The sequence below is a fragment of the Candidatus Cloacimonas sp. genome, assembly GCA_039680785.1.
GTDB lineage: Bacteria > Cloacimonadota > Cloacimonadia > Cloacimonadales > Cloacimonadaceae > Cloacimonas.
This window is the reverse complement of record JBDKSF010000064.1, coordinates 1-26,563: the sequence shown is the minus strand read 5'-3', so window position 1 is coordinate 26,563 and position 26,563 is coordinate 1. Positions and strand designations below refer to the sequence as shown.

At 37.1% G+C, this 26,563-nt stretch carries 22 protein-coding genes; 10 read left to right on the top strand and 12 right to left on the bottom strand.

The window, feature by feature from the left end:
- Positions 1-270: 270 nt before the first annotated feature.
- Positions 271-921 (top strand): hypothetical protein, encoded by a 651-nt coding sequence (locus ABFC98_04050; GenBank protein ID MEN6445202.1) that lies wholly within the window; start codon positions 271-273, stop codon positions 919-921.
- A gap of 64 nt (positions 922-985) precedes the next feature.
- On the opposite strand, the gene ABFC98_04045 is transcribed toward ABFC98_04050, so the two are convergent.
- The 4 genes from ABFC98_04045 to ABFC98_04030 all read right to left on the bottom strand — a co-directional run bounded on the left by ABFC98_04045 (position 986) and on the right by ABFC98_04030 (position 5,323).
- Positions 986-1,687 carry a peroxiredoxin gene (locus tag ABFC98_04045; GenBank protein MEN6445201.1) on the bottom strand — a complete coding sequence of 234 codons (702 nt, stop codon included), beginning with the start codon at positions 1,685-1,687 and terminating at the stop codon, positions 986-988.
- Between the two features lie 438 nt (positions 1,688-2,125).
- The gene (locus ABFC98_04040; protein ID MEN6445200.1) at positions 2,126-3,154 is read right to left on the bottom strand and encodes a Gfo/Idh/MocA family oxidoreductase; all 1,029 of its coding nucleotides are present in this window, start codon (positions 3,152-3,154) and stop codon (positions 2,126-2,128) included.
- A gap of 17 nt (positions 3,155-3,171) precedes the next feature.
- Positions 3,172-4,164 carry an NAD(P)-dependent oxidoreductase gene (locus ABFC98_04035; protein MEN6445199.1) on the bottom strand — a complete coding sequence of 331 codons (993 nt, stop codon included), beginning with the start codon at positions 4,162-4,164 and terminating at the stop codon, positions 3,172-3,174.
- A gap of 10 nt (positions 4,165-4,174) precedes the next feature.
- A complete protein-coding gene (locus ABFC98_04030) occupies positions 4,175-5,323 on the bottom strand; it encodes a glycosyltransferase family 2 protein (protein MEN6445198.1) in 1,149 nt (382 codons plus the stop codon).
- Between the two features lie 209 nt (positions 5,324-5,532).
- Between ABFC98_04030 and ABFC98_04025 the strand changes: the two genes are divergently transcribed.
- Complete coding sequence (locus ABFC98_04025; protein MEN6445197.1) at positions 5,533-6,876, top strand: polysaccharide biosynthesis C-terminal domain-containing protein; 1,344 nt, start codon at positions 5,533-5,535, stop codon at positions 6,874-6,876.
- Positions 6,877-6,886: 10 nt separating this feature from the next.
- Positions 6,887-7,933 (top strand): glycosyltransferase family 9 protein, encoded by a 1,047-nt coding sequence (locus tag ABFC98_04020; protein ID MEN6445196.1) that lies wholly within the window; start codon positions 6,887-6,889, stop codon positions 7,931-7,933.
- Here ABFC98_04020 and ABFC98_04015 read toward each other — a convergent pair.
- From ABFC98_04015 to hutI, 8 genes are all read right to left on the bottom strand, one after another.
- Positions 7,915-9,204: a hypothetical protein gene (locus tag ABFC98_04015; protein MEN6445195.1), complete on the bottom strand. Its 1,290-nt coding sequence runs from the start codon at positions 9,202-9,204 to the stop codon at positions 7,915-7,917. The two genes, ABFC98_04020 and ABFC98_04015, sit on opposite strands and share 19 nt — an antisense overlap.
- Positions 9,191-10,357 carry a glycosyltransferase family 4 protein gene (locus ABFC98_04010; GenBank protein MEN6445194.1) on the bottom strand — a complete coding sequence of 389 codons (1,167 nt, stop codon included), beginning with the start codon at positions 10,355-10,357 and terminating at the stop codon, positions 9,191-9,193. The genes ABFC98_04015 and ABFC98_04010 overlap by 14 nt, the downstream gene beginning before the upstream one ends.
- A gap of 166 nt (positions 10,358-10,523) precedes the next feature.
- Positions 10,524-12,263: a chitobiase/beta-hexosaminidase C-terminal domain-containing protein gene (locus ABFC98_04005; GenBank protein ID MEN6445193.1), complete on the bottom strand. Its 1,740-nt coding sequence runs from the start codon at positions 12,261-12,263 to the stop codon at positions 10,524-10,526.
- Positions 12,264-12,268: 5 nt separating this feature from the next.
- Positions 12,269-13,069 carry a phosphatidate cytidylyltransferase gene (locus tag ABFC98_04000; GenBank protein ID MEN6445192.1) on the bottom strand — a complete coding sequence of 267 codons (801 nt, stop codon included), beginning with the start codon at positions 13,067-13,069 and terminating at the stop codon, positions 12,269-12,271.
- A gap of 3 nt (positions 13,070-13,072) precedes the next feature.
- A complete protein-coding gene (locus ABFC98_03995) occupies positions 13,073-13,807 on the bottom strand; it encodes an isoprenyl transferase (GenBank protein MEN6445191.1) in 735 nt (244 codons plus the stop codon).
- Positions 13,800-14,916, bottom strand: a protein-coding gene (gene prfB, locus ABFC98_03990; GenBank protein ID MEN6445190.1) for a peptide chain release factor 2 whose coding sequence is annotated in 2 segments (ribosomal slippage) — positions 13,800-14,846 and positions 14,848-14,916 — 1,116 coding nt in all. Because the reading frame shifts where the segments join, the coding sequence is not laid out codon by codon here. Before prfB ends, ABFC98_03995 begins: the two co-directional genes overlap by 8 nt.
- 258 nt (positions 14,917-15,174) lie before the next feature.
- Positions 15,175-17,151 carry a bifunctional serine/threonine-protein kinase/formylglycine-generating enzyme family protein gene (locus ABFC98_03985; GenBank protein MEN6445189.1) on the bottom strand — a complete coding sequence of 659 codons (1,977 nt, stop codon included), beginning with the start codon at positions 17,149-17,151 and terminating at the stop codon, positions 15,175-15,177.
- Positions 17,152-18,429 carry an imidazolonepropionase gene (gene hutI, locus ABFC98_03980; protein ID MEN6445188.1) on the bottom strand — a complete coding sequence of 426 codons (1,278 nt, stop codon included), beginning with the start codon at positions 18,427-18,429 and terminating at the stop codon, positions 17,152-17,154.
- 513 nt (positions 18,430-18,942) lie between these two features.
- Here hutI and tilS point away from each other — a divergent pair.
- The 7 genes from tilS to ABFC98_03945 all read left to right on the top strand — a co-directional run.
- Complete coding sequence (gene tilS, locus ABFC98_03975; GenBank protein MEN6445187.1) at positions 18,943-20,373, top strand: tRNA lysidine(34) synthetase TilS; 1,431 nt, start codon at positions 18,943-18,945, stop codon at positions 20,371-20,373.
- Positions 20,373-20,921, top strand: coding sequence for a hypoxanthine phosphoribosyltransferase (gene hpt / locus ABFC98_03970; protein MEN6445186.1), 549 nt, complete (start codon positions 20,373-20,375; stop codon positions 20,919-20,921). The genes tilS and hpt overlap by 1 nt, the downstream gene beginning before the upstream one ends.
- Positions 20,915-23,107, top strand: coding sequence for an ATP-dependent zinc metalloprotease FtsH (ftsH, locus tag ABFC98_03965; GenBank protein ID MEN6445185.1), 2,193 nt, complete (start codon positions 20,915-20,917; stop codon positions 23,105-23,107). The genes hpt and ftsH overlap by 7 nt, the downstream gene beginning before the upstream one ends.
- Before the next feature lie 4 nt (positions 23,108-23,111).
- On the top strand, positions 23,112-23,642 hold the full coding sequence (gene hslV, locus ABFC98_03960) for an ATP-dependent protease subunit HslV (protein MEN6445184.1): 531 nt from the start codon (positions 23,112-23,114) through the stop codon (positions 23,640-23,642).
- Positions 23,643-23,645: 3 nt separating this feature from the next.
- Entirely contained in the window at positions 23,646-25,010 is a 1,365-nt protein-coding gene (hslU, locus tag ABFC98_03955) for an ATP-dependent protease ATPase subunit HslU (protein ID MEN6445183.1), read from the top strand.
- A 2-nt stretch (positions 25,011-25,012) separates the two neighbouring features.
- The gene (locus ABFC98_03950) at positions 25,013-26,323 is read left to right on the top strand and encodes an MFS transporter (protein MEN6445182.1); all 1,311 of its coding nucleotides are present in this window, start codon (positions 25,013-25,015) and stop codon (positions 26,321-26,323) included.
- Positions 26,320-26,563, top strand: a 244-nt coding sequence (locus tag ABFC98_03945) for a laccase domain-containing protein (GenBank protein MEN6445181.1), incomplete at its 3' end; no start/stop codon positions are given. The genes ABFC98_03950 and ABFC98_03945, both read left to right, overlap by 4 nt.

The following is a 26,563-nucleotide window of genomic DNA, read 5'->3' as shown; positions in this document are numbered from 1 at the left end:
CTTGCTCACTCTATTTATCTCTCAAAGAACTTTATCCCTGACTCGCTCGCCAGGTTGTGTCATCCTTTAAACTCCCCCTTTTCTGTCAATACCTTTTTTCTCTACTTCCCACCCTTAAATACCTCCTGCCTCCACTATCATCCTATGTGACATTAACTTAGAGGTAGAAAAAAATATTATTATTTCTGCTAAGACATTCGCTTTAAAAGTTCAATTTGACATTTTAGAGAACATAATTATACTATAATTGAAAGAAAACAAGAGGTGAATTTGAAAAATCGGCTTATAGTAATCGGATGCGTGATATTAACGGCTTTAGCCATAATTTTTGGATATAAAATTTATACTACGCCTGAAGGTAGCGATTGTGCGTATTCCTCTACGCTTGATATTTTAGCAGAACCCGTTCAGAAAACCAATTCGGAAGCATTTATTCCCATTCTGGAATTAGGAAGCAAAAAATATACTATAATTCCGGTTGCAGATTATAGGATAGCAGGAATAGTTGTTAGTAAAAAGAAATATTACAATGGTTTTATGAGCGAATTATCTCCTTATGATTTTGCTCTCATTTGGGGGAAAGCACCTGATTATTTACCTTACATCAAATTTGATCAGGTAGTGCGTTTTTGTTTGTATAAGTATCAAAATAATGCTCCGATTGATGTCAAATACTTGAATGCGCATTTTAGCAATAATCATTTAATCCCTGCAGACAAAAATATCAAGCGCGCGCTGGGAAAAGTGCAAAAGAAGGATAAAGTGCAATTAGAGGGTTATTTAGTAAATGTTTTAGGGCAGGATCAAAAAAAGCGTTTTAGTTCTTGGAATACAAGTAAAACCAGAATAGACGAGGGCAATGGCGCGTGTGAAATTATTTATGTAACTCGTTTACGCATCAATAATAAGGAATACATATAGTGAACAGCCCGTCTGCACGAAACAAAAATAAAGGGGCAGCATTTGTTACTGCCCCTGATAGATGTTATTTTTTATTGGTTTTTGGCGTTTTTGCAGCAGGTTTAGATTTGCCATCCCGATAGGAAAACCACCAATCATAACCCTCGATTTCACCTTTTTTAATTTTGCCGAGACGCTCATTTGCCGCTTCCACAGTTGCAGCGGCAGGAATAATAACCTTATCTCCAATCAGTTCATTTTTGGGCCAATTGGCGGGCATCGAACAAGCATTATTATCTGAGAACTGCATACCTTCAACAATGCGGAGAATTTCCTCCATATTGCGTCCGAGTTCTTGTGGATAGTATAGAATAATTCTGATTTTGCCTTTATCATCGACAACAAATACCGCACGGACTGTATTGGTTCCTTTTCCGGGATGAATAAGTCCTAATTTGTTTGCTACTACGCCAGTATCGGCAATAATGGGAAATTGAATTTCTACGCCAAGATGTTCTTTAATCCATTCTTCCCATTTAATATGGGAAAATACTTGGTCAACACTAAGCCCGATAAGCTCCGTATTTAAAGCTTTGAATTTAGGGTATAATTTTTGAAAAGCAACAAATTCGGTTGTGCATACGGGTGTAAAATCTGCTGGATGGCTAAAAAATACGAACCATTTCCCCGCCATATCTTGGGGAAGATTCATAATACCTTTGGTAGTAACGACGGTCATCTCGGGGAATAAATCCCCTAATAACGGCATACCTTCTCTTGTTTCCATTTTTTTCTCCTTTATAGCTAATTTGTCTATTTATATAATAATGCCAAAATGACAAAAAACAAATATTTATTTGCTGAAATGCAGAAAATGAATCAATCGGACACAAAAGATAGGAGTATCATATTAGGAGATAGTAAAATAGGTGATAAAAATATACTTAGAAAGCCCATCATTTAGGGATATACTCACCCGAGTTGGGCAGTAATAATCGCCTACACCCTAACCATCTGCTACTCAATAGTTTCTCGTAACCAACCCATATTACGATACGGGATGGTTATGCGATGGTTATGGAATGGTTATGAGTTTGGAGTATGGAGGAATTGAGAAATAAAAAGCGGAGGAACAGCGTCCTCCGACTACACATTTTGCGGAAGAATGTTATCCTCCGACTACACATTTTGCGGAAGAATGGTATCCTCCGACTACAAATCTATTTTACAAAGGCAGGGAAACACGCTTGCCAGTTTTGGCTGAACGGTAAATTGCTTGAATGATTTCTACAGATTTTCTTCCGTCTCTTCCGTCGGTAGCGGGCACATCTTTCCCTAAAAGAACATCTATAACATTGCGGTAGTAGGGGTTATGCCCAAAACCATAAACATTGGGTGGTTGATAATTTGCATCTTGGGCAATGCGATCATCGTCGTCATAGTCCTCAAATTCCCATTTTTCTATTTTATTCACTGCCACGCCTCCGATTTTAACGGTTCCTTTTTCTCCAATGATAGTTATGGAGCCCTCAAAGTTTTTAGGAAAGGTTAACATCGTGACATTTAAGGTGGCAATAATTCCATTTCGAAAATGAAGGATGGCACAACCCGTATCTTCAGCTTCAATTCTGCGAGCCATAGTTGCCGTGTATGCCATAACGCTGTCCACATTTCCCAAAAGCCAATAAAGTGCATCCACATAATGACTTGCCTGATTCATAAATGCCCCGCCGTCAAATTCCCAAGTTCCACGCCATTTTTCGGCATCATAATATGCTTGAGGTCTTTGCCAGAAGACATTGGATTCCGCTAAATAGATTCTGCCAAAGCGTTCTTTATCAATTGCTCTTTTAAGAAGTTGCATAGTAGAATTGAGGCGATTTTGCTTAACCACGAAAAGTTGAACATTATTGTCGTCACATTTTTTAATTAAGGCATCGGCAAATTCGATATTAGTCGCCATCGGCTTTTCGGTTAATACATTGATTTTATGATTCGCTACATCCATACCTATTTGGGGATGTAACCCACTGGGAGTGCAGATAGAAACAAGGTCTAAATTTTCTTTTTCCAACATATCCTTATAATTGGTATAAAGTTTTTTAATTCCATAGTTCTCAGATACTGTTTGTAATCTGGAATCAATTATATCGCAAGCAGCGATAAATTCCGCTTCCGGAATTTGAGAAACGGCTTCAAAATGGTTTTTGGAAATTCTGCCACAGCCAATAATTCCGAGCTTAATTTTGTCCATAATATAACTCCTTCATCTTAATCATTTATAGATAGATACCAATTGCACATTTCGGCAATGCTGTCTTTTAGTGAAATTCTTTGGCTAAAACCTGCCGCTTTTGCTTTTTCAGCCGTAAAATAAGTTGCGGTTCCCAGTTTTCTCATTCTATCACTATTTACGGGCAGGTCTATATTTAGTAGCTTAGCTGGAATATCAAATAAATAACCAATTCCAATCGCTGCTTTTAAAGGTATTTTAATTTTCGGCATTTTAAACCCGGGATTGCTGCAAATAAGCTCCATCAGCTCTTTTAAAGTTAAATACGGCTCATCAATGCAGTTATAATGTTCGTAACCCGGTTTTAATTTTTGAATGGCAAAAAGGATCATATCAATTACAGTATAGATGGAAACAATAGTTTTTATATGATTGCCTTCACCGATCGTAATATACGGTCTTCTATGCAAAGTATCTATCAGTTTATATGTATTGGTAATGTTGCAAGGACCAAAAATGGCAGCAGGACGCAAAACAATCAGTTCATACTTAGGATTTTTCTCCTGCCATTGTTTGCAAAGTATCTCTCCGGCAAGTTTGGATGCGCCATAATCGCTGTCAGGATCATAAGGAGAGTCCTCGTTTGCTTCTCCTTGAGGGTGACCAAAAACACCTACTGAACTGATGTAGATGAGTTTAGAAATATTATGCTGTTCGGCAAACTTCAAGAGAGCTTTGGTGCCATATTTATTATGACTGTAATATTCAGCTCGAGAAATGCCAAAATCATTTTTTGCCGCGGCACAATGAATTATCAAGTCAAGCGGGCTGTTATACTTTTTAAAATAAGTATCAGAGACATTATTCAGCTCTTTAATAGACCGGATATCACCTATCATCGTTTCCGGATGTTTTTTATAATCACATTGGTCACTGATATCGATTCCAATAACTTTATGTCCCTCTTCTTCTAATTTCCACATTAAATTGGAACCGACAAAACCATTGCTGCCCGTAACTATTATATTCATTTCCGCTCCTTTAGCGTAAAGGTTTCCATAGTTCATACTTCTTGTTTTGGAGAAAATGGATAAAGGCAACTGCAGATGAAAATACCATTGCTACTAAATATCCTGCCAAACCGGTTAAAGGTATATGTTTTCCTTTTGCCTGACTGATTAGGCATAAGGTTCCAAGCAAATATAAAATGACCTGCAAAATAAAAACTATCCTATAGAAACATATTGAAAGCAAAAAAGCGTTGGAGATGAATCCTGTCAATACAAAAACAAAAAACAACCACCGCAACAGCTTGTGCGAAAAAAAGATAAAACTGACAGCCGGATAGCGAAAAGGATTTAATATTCCTATATTTCGCTTTAGAACAAACCATTCTTGGGTAATAATCCTAATTTTTCTCTGAACTTCATCCGTTGCTTTTTCTGATTCATCTTCCGATATTATGGCTTTGGGCTCATAATCTGCTCGGTAACCTTTTTGAATTGTAATGAGGACTCTCTCAAAATCATCTGGACTATGCGGACTGATTTCAGTAAATAATTCCTTTTTAATTAAATAAACTGGTCCATTGGCGCCAATTAAGGTCTTAAATCTGGAATCCAACAATTTAAGAAATGACTCATATTTCCAATAAAATCCTTCTCCCGATTGCTGCTTTCCTCTTTTAACCATATTCACTTCTCCAGAAACCATACCATTTCTATTATCCGAAAGCATTTTTTTCACTAATAACTTAACACAATCGGGCTTAAAAATACTGTTTGCATCTGTAGATAATATATACTCAGTATCAAGCATTGGCAAAACTAAATTATGCGCATTTTGTTTTCCTGCCCTCGGTTTTTGAATTACTAAGGATATATTTTGGTCTATGTATTTCTCTACTATTTCATTGGTTTTATCGGTGGAATCATCAGAAATTACTATCATTTTTATTTTATCTTTGGGGTAATCCAAGTTCAAAAATGACTGGACTTTTGCTTCAATTATCTTTTCTTCATTATAAGCAGGACATAGAACTGTAATAGAAGGATATTCATCGGGTTCTGGATATAGAGATTTCTTTTTTCTAAACAGAGCGTTGAATATGAATAAAATCAAGCCATACCCGAAAAGATGGTAAGCTAAAAGTAGCCATGAAACCCAGAATACTATCTTCGCTAAGGTCATTTATAATCCTTTACATCCTATTCAATAACAGTTTAACAATCTGTCAATCTTAGCAAATCACATTTATAATCAGAGGTGAGCTGTCAAGCAGAATTCACTTTGAAACCTTATGGAATTTTGTTTTGCAATTGACAAAAAGGCAGGGATTATGTTTATGGCATTATGAATTATTATGATGTAAAGCTTAATGCTGAGCTCCCAAGAGAAAAATGTCGCAGATAAACCTGAAAAAAAATATAATAACCAGCGGCAGTTTCAGAATAGTAATCTTGGTACTGTCATTTTTGATCAGCTGGATTAGTGCGCGATATTTAGGTGTAACCTTAAAAGGTGAATACAGTTATCTGATCACTTTATGCGGTTTTATGTGGACAATTCTGGATTTAGGTGTATATAGAAGTTATCCATATATCGTGCGTAAGCACCCGGATGAAGTTCAGACATTGTTTGGGTGGACAATCCTTACTGTGTTTTTCGAAATAGTGGTTATGACCTCTATCGGAGTTGCCTTTCTGGATTTTTGGAATAAACTGATTGGCTATCAACTAAGCCCTGTAAAAATAATTTATCTCATAATGTTTGTTTCCTTGAACAAAGCATTTATGCAACTGCAGGCAATATATATGGGGATGGATAGAGTTCTGGAAAATTCCCTTTCTCATTTTATAATCTCGGCGGTATTCTTTGTTCTTTTATTAATTGGTTATTTTACACTTTTAAAAGTTGATAGAATAGATGTCCTGTTGGTGTTTAACTTGATAGGAATGGTTTGCAGTATTTTATATCTTGCTTTTCGTAATCGGTGGAGCAATTGGTATAAAGAAATTAATTTTAGAACAATCAAGCTGCTTTATAGTTTTGGATTCCGAGTATTTCTATCCTCCTTATTCATAATGCTGTTAATTAGAGCTGATATTGTCTTAATTAAGCACTTTCTAAATTTTTCGGAAGTAGGTATTTATTCTTTAGCTGCTCATATTGTAGATTTCATTCAGATTGCCTCTAACCTCGTAGGGGGCTTATTATTTGTCAAGCTTTCCGATATTGAAGATGACATAAGTAAATGGCTTCTGCTAAAGAAAACCCTGCTGATTTTTTTCTTTTTTATTACTTTGGCGAATCTGGGTTTTGGACTAATTGGAAAACCAGTGATGCAGATAATGTTTGGAGCTGATTTCGTTCCTGTTTATTATGTCTATTTTTGGTTGATGCCGGCAGCTTATGGACTTAGTTTTGGATCTCTATTTAATAACTATCTGAACAGTAAAGGTTTTCCAATAATCAGTATTATCCTTCCTGCGATAGCTTTGGTTTTGAATATTATTTTAAATATGTTGTTAATACCTACGATGGGAATTAACGGTGCCGCTCTTGCTACAAGTATATCTTATTTTCTTTGGTTTCTTCTGATTGTCTATTTTGAACAGCGCGACAGTAAAGGCAAAATGTTGCATTATCTTTTACCTACCTGGAAAGATGTAACTGACCTCCATCGAGAGACAGTAACCGAAATTAAAGAGATGATGAATAATATATCCCGCAAGAAAGCTTAAGGATAGAGCTATGAAAGATGAACCAGTAACAAAAGTATTAGTAATTCACACTTGGGGTATTGGTGATTTGATATTATTAACTCCTGTCCTGCAAGCAGTAAAACAAATATATCCAAAACTGGAACTGGAAATTCTTTTCTTTCCTGAATCAGCGGCAATTCCTGTTACAAATGCTCCCTTTATAAGTAAAATACACTTTACCGGTTGGAAAGCTAACTTGCTTATTCCCACAATTTTAGCTCTGCGTAAGCAAATATATGGAGCAATTCTTTTTTCTTCTGGAGTAAAACCTTGGAAAACATGGCTATTTATGCTGCTCTTGAAAGCCGAAAAGAAGATAGGTGAATATAGAACTATCCGCTACCCTGGTTTATCTATGTATATTAAATTTAATCCTGCATTTTCCAGAACCCATAGTAATTATGCACTGTTTGAGAGTTTTTTAAATTTACCTTCTTGGGAAGATGCACTTTCCAAGCAAAATGACTTACATTTACATCCCTATTTTCATTTAGCCGAAGAAAATCAGAAGTGGGCAGAGAAATTCTTACTTGAGCATAAACTTGCAGGAGAAAAAGTTATTGGCATTCATCCTGGTTGTTTAGCTAAAAACAAACATAGAAGATGGAGTAAAGAATATTTTATAACTCTGATAAACAAATTGCAAGAGCACTATTCCTATCCAATTCTCATTATTGCAGGACCGGATGAAATTGAAGTAGGAAAAGCAATTCAGGCAAGAACGAACACTTTGATTTTGAGCAATGCACCATTGGCAAATGTGGCAGCTGTAATTTCACACTTACATTTCTTTATCAATACAGATTCTGGTTTGGGACATATTGCTTCCTGCTTTGGGATAAAGGGTCTAACGATTTTTGGCCCTGCCAATGAAGCTCAAACAGCTCCTTTTTCTGCTAATAGCCATATTATTCGTTATCTTGTTTCCTGTGCTCCTTGCATTGAAAAGAAAAAGAAACCTGAATGTGCATTAGATTGTCTGGTTAAGCTCACTCCGGATATGGTATTTAAACGCGTTCAGGAACTGCTGGATTGACCTTTTTCATAAATTGCTAATAGCTGCCTGCAGGTCTCTTCCCTGGAATATTGTTTAATCGTTTCAGGAGAGTTATCAAACTGAGCGGGTTTTTGCAGAATGTCCATAATGTGCGCTTTTATCTGTTCTTTATCATTAATATAGGCATATTTGCCGCGCTTGGTTTCGTTTAATATTTTCTCCAGATTGCTTTCCCTGGGACCTAAAGCCAGAATGGGTTTGCCACACCGTAAAAGTTCAAAGAGCTTACCCGGATACCAATATTTAGCGCTGGGGCTGTCCGATAGAATAATCAGATTGATATCCGCACCCAGAGAATAAGCAATTGCCTCGCTATGTTTTTGATAGCCAAGATATTTATAGCTCGTATAATCGGAAGCGGCAATGCTTTGCAAAATAGCTTTATCTATGTTACCTATATGAATTACCTGATAGTTATTCGGTAAGCAGTCCTCCAGTGCCTTCAGTAAATTTAAGGGAGAACCATAAACCTTGGTTAACTTGCCCATTAAAACAAGTGTCGGCTGATCAAACTTTTTCGGCGTAATTCCCTTAAAATCATCTTCATCATAACCGTTGGATATATAGAAGGATTTTTCTTGCAACCAGCTATGTTTATTTATATATTGCAATCGGGTTTCCGGGGTAACAAAAACAGCTGCATCACAAGTTGCCAAAACTCTATCATCAGTTTTGCATATTTTTTTAAATCTAAAAGGCAAAACCATTTTATCAAGTAAGGGACCAAACTGCCAAGAGTCCCTATAGTCAGCAATCCAAAATATTTTATCTTTATACTTCTTTTTTAGCGCGATACCGACCAGAAACGCAGAATAGGGATAAGCTGTAATAAAGACATTTCTAATTTTGTGTTTATCGATTAATTTAACTGCTTTCCAATAAGCAAAAGGCATCCAACCAATCTGTTTGTCATAAGGAAAAAGAAAATCATTGATTAGCTTTAGAAATCCCCAAAATCCTTTGATTATTTTTGAATGGGGAGCTGTATCTTCAAAGCGGGCATCTACCATTTTGTTTTCTTCGGGATTTTTGATACCCAAGCCAGCAACTCTGTAAATATGTGCCTCCTTGGGGATTTCTTGCAACAACGAATAATCTACCACCTTTCTCACCGGCTTGTCAGGAGCAATAATATGCACCTCCCATCCGGCTCTTACAGCATATTTAACGAATTTTAAAGGTCTTTGCACACCGCTTTGACCCGTGGGTGGAAATTCGTTGATAATCATCAAGATTTTATTTTTGTTCATACACTTTTATCACTCTTTGAATAAGCTCGCTAAGCATATATTTTTCTTTCACTAATATCTGCCCAGCTTTTGCCATTTCTTCTTTTAGGACAGGATTGTTTATTAGTAATTTGATTTTATCGGCAAGGTCTTTACTGCTTTTTGGTTCTGCAAAAAGTGCTTCTGCTCCATCTTTTGCCAAGCCGTAAATACCTTCATTTCTAATTCCAATAACAGGTAATCCAGCGAACATCGATTCCAAAAAAACAATGCCAAATGTCTCACTATAACTTGGTAAAACAAATAAATCGAACAAAGGCAGAGTATTTCTTAAGAAAGCATTATCAATTCTGCCTGATAAAGTTACCTCTTTAGCAACATCGCAAGAATGAACCTTGCGTTCAATATCATTTCTTTTTTCGCCTTCTCCTACAATTAGAAGTTGGATAAGGAATCCTTCCTTTTTCAGAATAGAAACTGCTTCAATCAGATAAGAAAAACCCTTGTCGGTAACCAGATTCCCTATACTGATAATCTTAAAATAATCATCATATAGTTTTTTCTTAAAATTATCTATTAATGCGGGTTCAACAGATATCGGTTCAGTTATGCCGTTTCCTATAACTGTTACTTTCTGATTATAGGGTTTTGCCCATTCAGCCAATCTGCTGTTGACAGTAAATATATGATTCCATCTTGTTAATGTCCGACCTAAAGCCCATTTATAAAACTTAATTCTGGGGTTATTCATTAGAAACGCAGGATGAGTTCGGATATTATGTAAGGTTAAATATTTCGGAATAGGGAGCTTATTTAGCCAGGGCTTCAACCAAAATAATTCCGGAATATGACGGTAATCATGAATGTGTATGATGTCCGGTTTAAATCTTTTATAGCATCTTTTTATAACTGGCAAAGCTAATATTCTATAAGTTATCAGTGAAGATAAAAAAAACTTTTGCCAATAGGGATAGCAGATTATCTTGGCGTCAAAACCATCCTGATGATGTTGATAAATAATAAAAGGATTTTTGTCACAAGCAGCTACCACCTGAATCTGATAGAACTTTGATAACTCAATTGCCTGCTTCTGAACAAATACACCATTTACAGGATTAAATTTATTAGGATATAAATCTGTAATCAGCAGTAACTTTTTTTGGGGTGTTTGCATCTATCACTTAATAATGAAGCAGCATACTGATATCCTTATATTATTTTGAAAAAATAGGTCGTCAGTATGCTGTTTTCTGGATAGTCGGAGCTCGCTGTCTTCATTTTTTTAAGGAGAAACAGCGTTCTCCAACTACCCAATTTTGTGGAGAAACAGATTTCTCCGGTTATTTCATCATCACCATTTTCTTAGTGCTGCTATAAGTTCCTGATTTCAAACGAAACAGGTAAATTCCACTACTTACCGGCTTCCCATTATTATCTTTCCCATTCCAAACAATGCTGTTTATGCCTTGAGCAGCAATTGTATTAAATGTTTTAACAATTTGCCCCTTATTATTATAAATAGTTATATCAACAGGAGCTGATTTTTCCATATTAAAACGAATCGTTGTTTCCGGATTGAAGGGATTGGGATAATTGCCCAATAATTTTATTGTTCCAGGAGTTAAAACATCATCATCAATGGCAACGGGATTAAAATCACTAAGCATTCTGGGGGTTACTTGAACAGCTGTGTTATATTGAGTAACAATCACATACACATTAAAATTACCTTCGTGCATCGGAGTTCCGATATAATCTGCATCCGAAAATTGAGTTCTCATAACAACTGTTCCTGTATCATCTAACATATCATAGCTGGTTAAGGCGGCATAATTTCCGATGGGAGACGCAAAATGAACATTATTCAGACGGACTAACCGAGATTGATACAATTCCATATCACTATTGATTTCCGCTATAGTTACCACCTGAGGAATAATAGTATGTCCATGAGAAGTTGCAGGATTAGGATTTACTTGGGGCCAAAACTGAAGCATTCCAGTAGTATAACGATTTAAAGTTCCCGTGATACCTGTAATTCCATCTCCAATATTATAAGTAGTGGTTATGATACCAGAATAGTCATCAATAAGAATGGCACCAGTATTGTCCTGAATGAACTTTTGGTGACGCCATGCCTGTTGCATTGTTAAAATTACTTCATTTGCCAGTTGATAGATAGTTGTTCCATCAGCAACAGAAGCTCTGAGAGCAGCTATATTCGATATTTGAACCGGAAAGATATAATTTGCGGTAGCTGTATAAGAAGGATTATAGCCAGTGGCAAACGCTTTAGCTTTAATAGTAGTATTTGTGGAAATTGATATAGGTGCAGTATAAAGAGTTGATGTCTCACTTGGCTCATTTCCATCCAGAGTATAACGAATAGAGGCACCAGTTGTTTCGGTGGTAATAGTTACACTGATAGGATTGGCATAAACGCCTGAAGCAGGATTGAAAACAGGTGTTGCAGCTTGTTCGGGAGCATTGGGATTAAATGTATGTTGACCCAAATCAGCAAAATAGTTCTGAGGTTGAACAATCCACTCAGAATCATCTTGGTTGGTTCCAGCTCCAGCAACAAAATCAGTATTACCCTGAATAACTGTTGGTTTACGAATTAAAGTATGTTCTGCAGTAGCGGAAGCAGTTCCGGCCACAGGCCAATTAGCAGTTCCGGGATCCTGTTGATAGACACCAATGATATCAATCAATGTAGTTCCGTGAAATAATCCCACTACATCATTACCATTATAATAAGTAACGGTAGAAGTTATATTGGCAATAGCCAAGATAGATGCTTCGGCTCCCGAATTAGCAACAACATAAACCTCTCCGTCGTCCAAAGTTCCGCTCATTGTTAAGAGATTGGTTGTGCTCCATGTTCCACCGTTGGAAGCCAATTTAAGAGTATATGCGGATAAATCAACAGGGTCACCAGTTCCATTGAAGATCTCAAGTGCCTTATTGTTACTTGTCCCTTCCACATATTCGGAGATAAAAAGGTCGGCTGCTACTATCTGACCAAATATAAATGTCACGGTAGCCAGCATAAGGATTAGAATAAGTGCTCTTTTCATTATAGTTACCTCACTTTAGTTAAAATTTCCAAAGCACAATATAAAAAAGAACCTGCGAACAGAAAACTGTCACATCGATCTAAGATACCTCCATGTCCTGGAAGCAAATTAGAACTGTTCTTCACTTTACAATATCGTTTCAGCATTGACTCCATCAAATCACCTATCTGACCAAATATGCCTGCTGCCACTGAAAGCAATGCCAGATAAGCAAAAGGAAGAATCCTTACCTTGCAAATATATAATATAATCAAAATCAACCACGGCGCAAGTATTCCTGCGATAAAACCTTCCATTGATTTATGGGGGCTTATTTCGGTTATATTTCTATGTTTTCCATATTTCATACCAATAAAATAAGCCACAGAATCCACAAACCAAATTAAAAGAATTAAGGCAAGTAAAAAATTATATTCAGTATAAAAAATACTTATCCGAGCCAATAAAGCAGGAAACATAGCAATATATATAAATCCGAAAAGAGTGGCAAAAAGTAGTGGAATAGATAAGTTAGTTTGCCATTTAAACATCGCTTCCAAAATCATCAGCAATAAGGCAATCCAGAGAAGCGATAAATCCATATCTTTAATATAAACCAAAGCATAATAGAATACGCAGTAAACAAGCATCCAGAAATAGCTTATTTTAATTCCTGCTTTGCGCATCATCCTAATATATTCCAGTCCGCCTAAAAAAACTACTACCGATAATGCAATAACTAATGGCAAGCCCCGATAGTAAAGAATAATAAGAACTATGGGAATCAATATCACTGCAACCAGCACTCTCTTAACCAGTTCGTTCATAATTTATCTTCCTCCAAATCTGCGTTCGCGAGAGGCATAATCTTTAAGCGCCTTAATCAGTTCCACTTTATCAAAATCAGGCCAAAGAGTATCAGTAATATAAATTTCAGCATACGCTGATTGCCACAATAGAAAATTGGAAAGCCGTTTTTCGCCACTGGTTCTAATTATCAAATCGGGATCGGGCTGACCAGCAGTCCAAAGATAATTGCCAAAATCCTCGGGAGTTAGTTTATTCCATTCATCAGGGTGCACAGTCATAAACTTTTTAAAACCCTCAATTATTTCCAGGCGTCCTCCATAGTTGAAAGCAAAATTTACTATCATTCCTGTATTATTATGAGTTTGTGCCACCAAGGAACAAACATCATTCCAGTAATTTTTATCCAGACCGCTATTTGTGCCTATAAACTGTGCATAAATGTTTTGTTCCATCAGTTCCGGAATTTCTTTTTTCAGCTGCTCTTTCAGCAATCTTAACAAACCTTTCACTTCACTTTCCGGACGGTTCCAGTTTTCCGTAGAAAAAGCATAGAAGGTTAAATATTGTAGTTTCAGTTCCACTCCCAATTCTACCACTTGACGCAATGATTTCACACCTGCTCTATGGCCATAAAGATGAGGTCTGTTTCTTTTTTTTGCCCAACGACCGTTTCCATCCATAATAAAACCGATATGCTTAGGCAACTTGTCAAGATCAAGTTCGTTAAGCAATTGTTTGTAGTCCTGATTAGCCATTTATTCTCTTGTGGGCATTATATTTCAGCCAAGCGTAGATAAAATCATTCAAATCGCCATCCATAACTTTATCTATATTACCTGTCTCATAATTTGTTCTATGATCTTTAATCATTTGATATGGTTGAAATACATAACTACGAATTTGATTACCCCAGCCAATCTCCGTTTTACTACTCTCTATATTTTGTTTTTCTTTTTCTCGCTGTTCTTCATAGTATTGATACAATCGGCTTTTTAGAATGGACATCCCTTTTTCCCGATTTTGAATTTGACTGCGTTCATTTTGGCAAGTAACTACTATATTTGTAGGTAAATGAGTTATGCGCACGGCAGAATCAGTTGTATTTACATATTGTCCGCCTGCCCCGCTGGAACGGAATGTATCTATTTTTAGGTCTTTAGGGTCTATTTCCACTTCCAAATCCTCATCAAATTCAGGATACACAAAAACCGAAGCAAAGGAGGTCTGTCTTTTCCCTTGAGCATTGAAAGGGCTTATTCTCACCAAACGGTGAATCCCAATCTCACTTTTCAACATTCCATAAGCAAAATCACCTTTAATTTCAATACTGACACTTTTTACGCCCGCTTCTTCACCCGGTAGGTAATCAATAATATTGAAACTATAGTTATTCTTTTCTGCCCAATGAGAATACATTCTTAGAAGCATTTCCGCCCAATCTTGAGATTCTGTTCCTCCCGCACCGGAATGAATAGTTAACAAAGCATCATTATGATCATATTTATCATTTAGGTAGCATTCTATTTCCGCTTTCTCTATGAAATTTTGTATGCGTGGTAGTTCAAAGACCGCTTCATTTAGTAAATCAGCATTAAAATCCTCTTCCAGCAAAGAAAGATAGGTTTCCAGTTCGCCTTTTATGTTTTCCAGTTTTTTTATGTGATCCAGTTCGTTTCGTAATTGAGAGAGCTGTTTACTTACTTTTTTAGCATTTGTTTGATCCAGCCAAAAGTCCGGAGCATTCATCTTTTGCTCCAATTCAGAAATTAATAGTTGCTTCGGTTCCGGATCAAAGTAACCTCCGAATTTCAGATATTTGTTCTATTATTTCATTGGCTGTTTTTTTATAATCAGTGTATTCCACTTGGTTTTTCCTCCAAATTATTATTTATGACCTAAACATCGGCAAGCTGTTTACTGTCAAGTAGAAATGAAGATTGAAGAGCTAAAGCAGAAAGAATTTTACCGTAAAAATTGACCCGTTTCACCAAATATAACTTTGAACTCCCGCACTTTGAACTCCCGCACTTTGAACTTTGAACTCCCGCACTTTGAACTTTGAACTTTGAACTCCCGCACTTTGAACTTTGAACTTTGAACTCCTGCACTTTGAACTTTGAACTTACATTGACTTTGTCCTTACTACCCGAAAACCAAGGTAAGCATTTTTCGTGTAGGGCTTAGCATAATTTCGGTTAGTAACCCTCATTTCAGAAACATTATGATACCAAGAACCACCTCTAATAACTTTATCGGTTCCTTTATCGGGACCAGTTATCAAATTCCAGTTGCGAGCTGAATAAGGAGCATACCAATTCCAGACCCATTCAAACAGGTTTCCGCTTAGGTCATAAATTCCCAGTTGGTTAGGTTTTTTTTGACCGCCGGGATGACTTTGAACATCACTATTTACATTATACCAACCAACTTCATCGGGATTATTGGAACCACTGTAAACAAAAAAATCATTTCTTTTTCCACTTTTGGCGGCAAATTCCCATTCCGCTTCCGTGGGCAACCGATAACCATTTGCAGAAAAATTGCAGACCACTTCAGTATCATAATAATCGTAGCAGGGCTCAAAGCCGTCTAAAACGCTTTTCTGATTGCAAAAATCTATAATATCATAAAAATTTACATTTTCCACCGGTAATGAAGGATCTTTACTATGAGCCGGATTACTGGGAAAAACCATCATCCATTCTGCTTGACTTATTTCCTTTGGGCTAATATAAAAAGCAGAAATTCCAATCGTTAAGAGCGGGAATTCATCGTCATCTGCATCTGGAGCAATATTTCCCATCACTAAAGTATCGGCAGGGACAAAAACCATTGGAATGGGAATATTTGCCTGGGTAGGTTGTTCCGAAATTTCCACTTGGGTGCTATCAGCCAGAGATGAAAATTTGGGTCGGGAGCCAAAAGCTACATATTTAACGACAATAAACAGAATAACGATAGCGGACATCCAAATAAGGACTTTTAAGGTTTTCTTCAGCTTTTTGGTTTCTTTAGCTTCGATAGGTGAAGATGAAGCGGATGAATATTGAGGAATTTTTGGAGGAGGAGTTTCCAATTTTGGCTTTGGCAGCTCGGGTTTGGATAGTTCTTCCGGATGAACAACTTCTAATTTGTCAGAGAGAATTGGTATATCTATTTTTAAATCTTCTTGAATTACAGCGTCAGCATTTAAGCTTGAATGCGGCAATTCATCAGGGATATTAATTTCTGCTATTTTTTCTACTGGCTCTTCTATCTTTTCTGCTTCTTCCGGCACCCAATTATCTTTCTGGGCAAACAGTTCCAAAAGTTCTTCCGCATTGGAAAACCGCAAATGAGGATCGAGTTTCAAACATTGCAATAAAGCGGCGAAAAGCCAGTCCGGAACTTGTTTTTGTAAAATTTCCGGCATAATGACAGCTCGGCACATTGACTGCTGTTTTTGTTTTTCAGGATTAAGTTGATTGTCTATACGCCAAGGGATGACTCCACACATAATCTCATAAGCGATTACAGCAAAAGAATATAAATCCGATTGAGGAAGGGCAAGTCCTGCTTTATATAGCTCAGGAGCAATGTATAAAAGTGGATGATAGGTCTCTTCTTTTTCGTAAGCTGTTTTATAGGCATTTTGGCTTTTGCCGAAACCAATAATATGCAGATGGTTTTCCTTATCTACAAGAATATTATATGGATTCAAATTTAAATGAATGCACCCCTTTTTGTGAGCGTAAGAGATGGCCTCCAAAAGTTCTTGCAACATCAAAAGCGATGCTTCCAAAGTTAATGTATAAGGATTTCTTTTCAAATAAGCGGAAAGGGTAATACCTTCTATAAACTCGCCAATCAAATAGGCAGTTCCCTTTTCTTCTCTGATTTCATACACAGTTCTAATGAGAGGATGATGTAATTTTATATGTTCATTAGCTTCATTTAGCAGGTCTTGTTTCAATTCAATGTCATTTGTTCTTTGGCTATCCGGAGTTTTGATTAGGACTATTTTTCCGGTTTCTATCTGTTTTGCTTGATAGAGAGTAAAGCGCAGAGAGCTGTTTACAATTTTAATTATTTGATAGCTATTTAGCGATGTATCTGCCACTTAGATTACCTTATGCACTATTTTTCCATTTTTAAACACGCTGGTTATATGTGAAGATCCCAAATGGTAGGGAATAAAATTCAAATCGGGAATATCCCAAAGTATTAAATCTGCCTGTTTACCTGTCTCCAAAGAGCCAATTATTTTGCCTCTGTCAATGGCAAAAGCAGCATTTAAAGTTGCAGCACATAAAGACGCGGCAGGAGTCATCCCCATTTGTAAACAGGCAAGAGACATCGTTAATGGCATACTATCACAATTACAGCTACCGGGATTAAAGTCAGTAGCTATGGCAACAGGAAGATTTTGTTCCATCATCAATTTGGCATTGGCGTATTTTTTACTTTGTAAAGAAAATAAAGTGGCAGGCAACAAAACGGGTATTACGCCTGCTTTTTGCAGTGCCATAATTCCTGTTTCACTGGCAGAACCTAAATGATCGGCAGATGAACATTTCATTTCACTGGCAAGTTCTGCACCACCAATGGGCTCAATCTCATCGCAATGCATTTTCAATTTTAATCCATAATGCTCAGCACAGGATAATATTTTACGGGATTCTTCAAGATTAAATGTATGAGCTTCGGTAAAAATATCACAAAATTCAGCTATTCCTTGTTCCGCAACGGCAGGAATCATTTCTTTACAAAGTAGCTCTACATAACCGGAATGATCATTTCTAAATTCAGGAGGAAATTCATGAGCTCCCAAAAAAGTGGGCACAATATCAATCGGAAGTTCCGTCTGCAAGCGTTTGATAACTCGTAATTGTTTTAATTCGCTTTCGGTATCAAGTCCGTAACCGCTTTTTGCTTCCAGAGTAGTAGTTCCTTGTTGGATCATTTTTAAAATTCGTTTTTTTGCCAGTTCAAAAAGCAAATCCTCATTTGCTTCCCGCGTTGTCTGCACTGTTTTAACGATTCCACCTCCAGCTTGTGCAATTTCAACATAACTTTTACCTTGTAAACGCAGGGCAAATTCATCTTCACGAGTGTGGACAAAAACGGGATGAGTATGGCAATCAACAAAACCAGGGGTGACAACTTGCCCATTGGCATCTATACAATCGGAGAAAGGATATTTTTCTTTTATGGCATTACTATCATTTATTTCGATGATTTTACCCGCCTGAATGGCTATTCCCGCTTGTTCAATCGTAGCCGTTTCTTCCATTTCTTTGCCAAAACGGGGTTTATTATTATGGGTAAGAGTTACTAATTTGCTGATATTAATGATAATTACATCTGCCTTCATCGATTCCTCTGCATATATTCTCATAATAAATCCTAATGCAGTTAATATAAAAATTCGTCAAGCAATTTCTTGTTTCTACCTTTCTTTGGCTCCATTATGTCAGCTGCTTCTCCCCTGCTAAATACTTAAACATTACAGTAACACTTCCGTAACAATCCAGTAACGAGATTACAGAAGTGTTACGGAAGTGTTAGAGAGTTGTTAGATAATCCACTATGTTACAATGAAGTGCCCTAAAAAAAGGAGACACGGTATCCAAAATCAAGGAGAAGGAAAATGGATAAAGAGAGAACTCTTAGAAGAATGATAATTACAATCGCATTGCCTTTATAATGTTAAATGGGGAAGAAATCAGAAATGGTCTTCTGCGAACGAATATTTTAGGATGTTAGCAATAATTTCTCCCTTAAACATAATCTCCCATTTCCTCAAAAATGACTGCTAAATAAGTAAAATGTCAGATTTAAAAAACAAGTTGACACGGCAGCCATTATAAAAATAATTGAGAATTGGAATTTTATGAAATAAGGAATCAGGATGGAAATTGCCAAAGCCCTGAAATATCTGGAAAAATATATCAAAGATAATGAACTGATCCACAATGGGGATAAATTATTGCTGGGATGCTCTGGTGGAGCGGATTCAAATGCTATGCTCTATCTTTTTTCTCGGCTAAGAGTTAGCTATAATTTAACTTTATTGGTCGTGCATATCAATCATCAGATCCGAGGAGCTGAAAGTAACGCTGATGAAGAATCAGTAAAACAGCTCTGTTTAAAATTGAATATTCCTGTCATCATTCATAAAATAACGATTCCTCCCAAAGGAAATCTGGAAAATCAAGCCCGCAAACAGCGCTTTGCCGCTTTTGAAAAAGTGCTGGAGTGTTATAATTTTGATAAAATTTTGCTTGCCCATCAAAAAGACGATCAAGCGGAGACAGTTCTTTTAAATCTATTACGCGGTTCAGGTATCAGTGGAATGGCAGGCATCAAACCGATTTCGGGAAAAATCGTGCATCCGATGTTGTGTTTCAGTAGAAAGGAACTTGAAGAGATATTGGTGCAAGCGGAAATTTCTTGGCGCACGGATTCCAGTAATTTGGATAATAAGTTTAGAAGAAATCTGTTAAGAAATGATATTATACCCAAACTTAAACAGGAATTTAATCCTGCGCTATCTTCTCATCTATCTTTCATATCCGAACTCTTTGATAATACGGATAAGTATTTTGTGCAACGCAGTAAAGCTCATTTGAAAAAAATTTGTTTGGACGCTCAACCGACTAAAATTGTGTTATCTTCACCTCAAGTGTTAAAACTACCTAAAATTGAACGATATTACTTATTGCGTAAAGCATTTGAAACTGTCTGCGGTAGTAATAATGATTTTTTTGCCGCTCATTATTTGGCAATTGAAAATATCCTAACCACCCCTGGCAGTAAATGCCTTTATCTACCTCATAATGTTACCGTTATAAAACAATATGAAGAATTTGAGATACAGTGGGGTGAAAATAAACTTAAAGCAGAAAAAGAACCAATGCTGATTGAGAGTGACCGCATTATGGCTGTATATGGAAATTATAGATTCAATTTCAAATACTTAAGGGTTCTGCCCAAAGACCTAAAATGCGAAGATGGTCAGGTGCAAATAATAATTGACGCCGATAAAATTAGGTTTCCTTTTATGATTAGATACCGAAAACCAGGTGATCGTTTTATGCCTTTTGGAATGACACAGTTAAAGAAATTGAAAGAGTTTTTTATTGACGAAAAAGTCCCTAAATATGAAAGGGATTCTATTCCCCTTTTTGATGATGGGGAAAAAATATTTTGGGTTGCATGCCACAGATTGGATAACAGGGTAAGATGTGATGAAAATACCTCCCGCTATTTGCAAATCGTGGCTAATAATATATCGGAAAAAACCCGACGCGCAATCCATAAAAAAGAAAAGAGGCAATAATGAATAAGATGAATTGTGATATATCCGCTGTGCTATTTGACGAATATAAAATTCAAACCCGCATTCGTGAACTGGGTTCTGAAATTTCCAATAGTTATAATGGCAGCACGCCTGTTATGATAGGCATTTTAAAAGGTGGTTTCGTTTTTCTGGCTGATTTGGTAAGAAGTATTACGATTCCTGTGGAAGTTGATTTTTTAGCCATATCCAGCTATGGAGATCAAACAAGCAGTAGTGGCGTGGTTAAAATTCGTAAGGACATAGATATTGATATATCCGGAAGAGATGTAATAGTAGTGGAAGATATTGTAGATTCAGGGCTTTCTCTGGCATATATAAAGGACTATCTTATGCAACATAAACCTGCCGGATTAAAGACCTGTGTGCTATTAGACAAACCTGCAGCTCATAAAACAGATGTAAAATTTGATTATGTGGGTTTTTCCATAAAGAATGAATTTGTGGTAGGTTATGGACTTGATTATGCTGAAAAATATCGTAACCTTCCTTATATAGGAATCCTGAAAGAAGAGCTTTATATATGTTAAAATCTATATTTGTCATTATCTTCGTAATAGCATCAGTTGCCCTAATCGCTGTGCCGGGAGATTCATTAAATGTTTCCCCGAAAACGATTCCGGAGGCAGGCAATGCTTTTATGGAGATTTCCTCGCTTATGAACTGGTTTATCATTGCCCTATTGGCAATTTCCATAATCAGTATAATCCGTTCTATTATAGTTCGTAAAAGGAACGCGGCGAATAAAAATAACCCTAATGCCGATTTTCGTAATGCCCAAACCCCCAAAAATGTGCTAACCAAAAAACCTGCATTCTCTTTACCTATTGTCATAATGCTCATATTATTGATAATAATTATCATTCATACTTTCAGCACAAGCGGAAATGCTATCAATAAAGAGAGTTATAGTAATTTTATGACACGCGTTGCCAATGGACAGGTTACTCAAGTTCAATTTGCGGAAAAGGACATATTCTATACCGATACTGCCAAGAAAAAATACTCTACTACTCTACCCTTTGAAAATCCACAACTGGTTGATTCTCTGGTCGCCTTGGGCATAAAAGTTAGTGCCACTAAGCCATCGCGTTGGGCAAGTATAATTTCTTACCTGCTACCGTTTTTGTTGCTAATTGTTTTCTGGGCTTTTTTCCTGCGCGGAATGAATGCTCAAAATTCAAAAGCATTTAGTTTCGGAAAAAGCAGAGCGCGTTTATATGAGGCAAGTAAAACGGGAATTACTTTCAAAGATGTCGCCGGAGTGGATGAAGCAAAAGAAGAATTACAAGAAATTGTGGAGTTTTTGAAAGACCCTAAAAAGTTTCAACGCTTAGGAGGAAGAATTCCTCGCGGGGTTTTACTAATTGGACGTCCAGGCACAGGAAAAACTCTCTTGGCAAAAGCTGTTTCGGGAGAGGCGGGGGTTCCATTCTTTTCCATTAGCGGTTCTGATTTTGTGGAAATGTTTGTCGGCGTCGGAGCAGCCAGGGTTCGGGATCTCTTTGAACAGGCAAAGAAAAATGCACCTTGCATTACTTTCATAGATGAAATTGATGCAGTGGGAAGGCATCGCGGAAGTGGATTAGGAGGTGGACATGATGAACGAGAACAAACCCTTAATCAGCTTTTGGTGGAAATGGATGGTTTTGAGCCCAATGAAGCTGTAATTATTATAGCAGCTACTAATCGTCCCGATATTCTTGATCCTGCTTTATTACGGCCCGGAAGATTTGATCGAAGAGTGACGGTTGATTTGCCTGATATCAAAGGACGGACGGAAATCTTGAAAGTTCATACTGCTAAAGTTCCGCTTGCCAATGATGTTCACTTGGAAATAATTTCCAGAGGAACTCCTGGTTTTAGTGGAGCAGATTTAGCTAATTTGGTGAATGAGGCAGCTTTGATTGCAGCCAGTAAAAACAAAACCCAGATTCAAATGGAAGATTTTGAAGAGGCAAAAGATAAGCTTATCCTTGGCAAAGAAAAGAAAAGCAGAGTTATTCCTGAAGAAGATAAACGGCTTACTGCCTACCACGAAATTGGGCATGTTCTCACTTCCGTTTTTTTGGATAAAGTGGAGCCCGTGCATAAGGTATCAATCATTCCACGCGGTTTTACGGGTGGAGCCACTCATTATCTTTTAAGTGATAAAACCAACTATTCCAAGAGCTATTTGTTACAATTATTGGTTACTCTTTTAGGTGGAAGAGCCGCTGAAGAAGTTGTCTTTAATGAATTTACAACCGGTGCGGGAAACGATTTGGAACGCTGCACTGATATTGTGAAAAAAATGGTCTGTTCGTGGGGAATGAGTGATAGAATAGGCCCTATGACTATTGGAAAAGAGCAAGAAGAGGTCTTTCTGGGAAAAGAACTTGTTTCGCACGAGGTATTTAGTGAAGAGACCTCGCAATTAGTAGATCGCGAAATAAGAGATATTATCAATAATGCCTATTCTCAAGCAATCTCTATCTTGAACGAACAAAAAGAACTGATGCAAATTATGGCTGCTGAACTGCAAGAAAAAGAGACCCTTGGAACCGATGAAATATTTGAATTGATCTTAAAAAATTGCCGGGAAGAAGATAGCGAATTGGTAAAAGAAAAATATAAAAAAGCACTGGAACTCCGTTTTGACCATAGCGAGAAAACTGAAAGCGAACCGGATGAGCTTTCTGAAAATAAAGATATTAATGATAAGGAAACAAGTTAAAAAAATGATTATGCACGCAACTACTATTATAGGAATTCACCGAAACGGTAAAACGGCTCTTTGCGGTGATGGACAAGTTACAATGGGCGAAGCAATTGTAAAAGGAAAAGCCCAAAAAATACGCAGAATATTTGACGGAAAAGTGATTGTTGGCTTTGCCGGAGCAACTGCTGATGCTTTCAGTTTATTGGATCGGTTTGAAGAAAAACTGAAAACCAATAAAGGTAACCTGCGTAAAGCAGCCATAGATTTAGCCAGGGACTGGCGTCAGGATAGAATTTTAAGACGCTTGGAAGCAATGCTAATTGCCGGAGATAAGGACTCCCTGCTTTTAATTAATGGAGCAGGAGATGTTTTGGAACCGGATGATAATATAATCGCCATTGGCAGTGGCGGAAATTATGCTTTGGCTGCAGCTCGCGCTTTAGCACATAAAACAAAATTGAGTGCAGGAGAAATAGCAGTGGAAGCCATTAAAATAGCTTCTGAAATTTGTATATACACAAATGATAATTTTATTGTAGAGGAAATATAAAAATTGCTGAACTATGAATACTTAACTCCCAAACGCATCGTGGAAGAACTGGACAAATATATAATTGGGCAGGATAAAGCAAAACGCTGTGTGGCTATTGCCCTTAGAAACCGTTGGCGTCGTCAACAAATTTCTGGCGATATCAAAGGTGAAATTATACCCAATAATATCATTTTGATAGGCCCTACCGGAGTAGGAAAAACCGAAATTGCCAGAAGAATATCACGCCTAACGGGAGCTCCTTTTATCAAAGTGGAAGCATCGAAATTTACGGAAGTAGGTTATGTAGGACGAGATGTGGAATCGATGGTGCGCGAACTGATGAATTATGCAGTTAGTCAGGTTCGCGAAAGAATGATTGAAGAAGTTAGACCCGAAGCCGAATTTAACGCTACCGAAATGATTCTGGACATATTATTGCCGCGCAGTAAAAAACTGAAACAAAACACTAATATGGAAAATTCTCCTGAAAATGAAAGATATTTACGCAGTCGTGAGAAAATGCGTAAAAAGCTGCTTGCTGGAACCCTGGATGAAAAAGAAATTGAAATTGAACCCGAAATTGAAAACTATCCCAATCTGGAAATATTACCCGGACCGGGCTTGGAATTATTGGATTTTGATTTTAGCGAAATGATCAGCAACATATTTCAAGGCAAAGGAGCCACCAGAAAAATAAAAACCACAGTCCGCGCTGCCTGGAAACGCTATATGGAAAGTGAAATCAACCGTTTGATAAGCAAAGATAAACTGGTTGAAACAGCAAAAACCGCAGTAGAAGAAAATGGTATTATCTTTATTGATGAAATAGATAAAATTGCCAGCACAGACAAACAGGGAGGTATTGATGTTTCCCGTAGCGGTGTGCAAAGAGATTTACTTCCTATCGTGGAAGGTTCAAAGGTTCCTACTAAACACGGAATGATAGATACTTCGCATATTTTGTTCATAGCCGCGGGTGCTTTTAACACAGCAAAGCCATCAGACCTTATTCCGGAACTGCAAGGTAGATTTCCAATAAGGGTAGAGCTAAACAGTTTAACCCAAGAAGATTTTAACCGCATTCTCATTGAACCGGAGAATTCATTGACCAAACAATATCAGGCAATTTTTCGAAGCGAAGGAGTGGAGCTAAAATTTGTGCCGGAAGCTGTTCACGAAGTTGCTCGTTTTGCCGCTTTGGCAAATGAAAAAATGGAAGATATCGGAGCCCGGCGTTTACATACGATTATGAATACTCTTTTAGATGATTATTTGTTTGAAATGCCTTCTGAGAAGTTAAAATCAGTTAGAATCACGAAAAAAATGGTAACCGAGCGTTTAAGTCCCGTGATTGAAAGTGAAGACCTTTCCCGTTTCATTTTATAACAATGGTAATTAAAAAATTAAAAGAAATCTTCGTTTCCTTATCCATCAAGAACTACCGTATTTTTTTTATGGGTCAGGGGATTTCTTTAATTGGAACTTGGATACAACGCACAACTATGGGCTGGTTTGTATATCGTTTAACCGGCTCTGCTTTTTTACTTGGTTTAGTAAGCTTTTTATCTATGATTCCTTCTGTTTTTGTCAGTCCTTTTGCAGGTGCTTGGGCAGACAGAGTAAACCGTCATCATACGATGATTTTAACGCAAGTGGCTTTTTGCTTGCAAACTGGAGTGTTGGCAATATTGGTTTTAACAGGAGTGATAAATAAGCAGGTTCAATATCCGATTTTAATTTTATCCTTTATTCAGGGTATAATAGATGCCATAGATGCTCCTATTCGTCAAAATTTCGTAATGGACCTGGTTTCTACCAGAAGTATGGTTCCCAATGCAATTGCTACAAATTCTGCGATGTTTAACGGAGCTCGTTTAATTGGTCCTGCCATAGGTGGATTTTTAATAATGATGTTTAGCGAAGGTGTCTGTTTTGCCATCAATGCCATATCTTACATACCGGTTATCATTTCCCTTTGTTTCATCAAAATAAGCTATCCTCCGTTTCCACCTCAGAAAGAACCGACTCTTAAGAAAATCCTATCCGGCTGGAAATATTCCTGGGAAAATATGCCTATCCGTTATTTGATCAGTAATCTGGCTATCTATACGGTATTTGGTATGTCCTTTGCCACTTTAATGCCTATTTTTGCCAAAGATATATTGAAAGGAACTTCCGCTACTCAAGGTTTGTTAATGTCCGCTATGGGAATAGGAGCTTTAGCCGGTTCCATATTTTTAGCATCTCGTAAAAATATTAGAGGATTACCTACGCGTCTGGTTTATCTCTGTTTGGTATATAGCATCACCCTAATTTTATTTTCGCTTTCGGGTTCAATTTTGCTTAGTATGTTCTTTATGATCTTTATTGGTTTTACGGGGATGATGACAATGGCAACGACCAATACTTTAATTCAGAGCATCACTTCTTTGGAAATGAGAGGAAGAGTTATTGCCTTATATACTATGGCTTCAGCAAGTATGGCTCCTTTGGGAAGTTTGTTGATGGGAAGTTTATCCAGCAAAATTGGAGCTCGTTATACATTAGTATCCTGTGCCATTATCTTTTTATTATGGTCATTGAATGGCATGCGAATTGTTCCCAAATTTTTACGAGGTGTATTAAGAATGCTTGTTATCAGTGACAACACCGATGTATATCGTTCCAAAATAACTACTGAGGAGGCCTCTGCACAGTGAAAATATTTTATTATCTTGGTAAGCGAGATCCGGATTATCATTCCCTTTTATATCTGCAACGAGATTTTGTGCTGGATGGAGTAAAAATTCCTGCCTCCAGAGTAATAATTGCAGAGCAAACCCATTCCAAACAAGTTCATATTTGCCGAGAAATAGATTGTGGAGCTGGCTTTATGCAAAAACCGCAAATCCCGATTGTCGATGGTTTAATCACAAAAACTCCCTATCAATATTTACTTA

What these genes read in the sequence shown, in the direction of transcription:
- ABFC98_03995 (MEN6445191.1), bottom strand. Translation starts at nt 13,807, where the DNA reads ATGGCTAATCAGGACTACAAACAATTGCTTAACGAACTTGATCTTGAC.
- ABFC98_04030 (MEN6445198.1), bottom strand. Translation starts at nt 5,323, where the DNA reads ATGACCTTAGCGAAGATAGTATTCTGGGTTTCATGGCTACTTTTAGCT.
- ftsH (MEN6445185.1), top strand. Translation starts at nt 20,915, where the DNA reads ATGTTAAAATCTATATTTGTCATTATCTTCGTAATAGCATCAGTTGCC.
- ABFC98_04015 (MEN6445195.1), bottom strand. Translation starts at nt 9,204, where the DNA reads ATGAACAAAAATAAAATCTTGATGATTATCAACGAATTTCCACCCACG.
- ABFC98_03950 (MEN6445182.1), top strand. Translation starts at nt 25,013, where the DNA reads ATGGTAATTAAAAAATTAAAAGAAATCTTCGTTTCCTTATCCATCAAG.
- ABFC98_04045 (MEN6445201.1), bottom strand. Translation starts at nt 1,687, where the DNA reads ATGGAAACAAGAGAAGGTATGCCGTTATTAGGGGATTTATTCCCCGAG.
- tilS (MEN6445187.1), top strand. Translation starts at nt 18,943, where the DNA reads ATGGAAATTGCCAAAGCCCTGAAATATCTGGAAAAATATATCAAAGAT.
- ABFC98_04005 (MEN6445193.1), bottom strand. Translation starts at nt 12,263, where the DNA reads ATGAAAAGAGCACTTATTCTAATCCTTATGCTGGCTACCGTGACATTT.
- ABFC98_04035 (MEN6445199.1), bottom strand. Translation starts at nt 4,164, where the DNA reads ATGAATATAATAGTTACGGGCAGCAATGGTTTTGTCGGTTCCAATTTA.
- ABFC98_04025 (MEN6445197.1), top strand. Translation starts at nt 5,533, where the DNA reads ATGTCGCAGATAAACCTGAAAAAAAATATAATAACCAGCGGCAGTTTC.
- ABFC98_04020 (MEN6445196.1), top strand. Translation starts at nt 6,887, where the DNA reads ATGAAAGATGAACCAGTAACAAAAGTATTAGTAATTCACACTTGGGGT.
- ABFC98_04040 (MEN6445200.1), bottom strand. Translation starts at nt 3,154, where the DNA reads ATGGACAAAATTAAGCTCGGAATTATTGGCTGTGGCAGAATTTCCAAA.
- hutI (MEN6445188.1), bottom strand. Translation starts at nt 18,429, where the DNA reads ATGAGAATATATGCAGAGGAATCGATGAAGGCAGATGTAATTATCATT.
- hslV (MEN6445184.1), top strand. Translation starts at nt 23,112, where the DNA reads ATGATTATGCACGCAACTACTATTATAGGAATTCACCGAAACGGTAAA.
- ABFC98_04010 (MEN6445194.1), bottom strand. Translation starts at nt 10,357, where the DNA reads ATGCAAACACCCCAAAAAAAGTTACTGCTGATTACAGATTTATATCCT.
- hpt (MEN6445186.1), top strand. Translation starts at nt 20,373, where the DNA reads ATGAATAAGATGAATTGTGATATATCCGCTGTGCTATTTGACGAATAT.
- ABFC98_04000 (MEN6445192.1), bottom strand. Translation starts at nt 13,069, where the DNA reads ATGAACGAACTGGTTAAGAGAGTGCTGGTTGCAGTGATATTGATTCCC.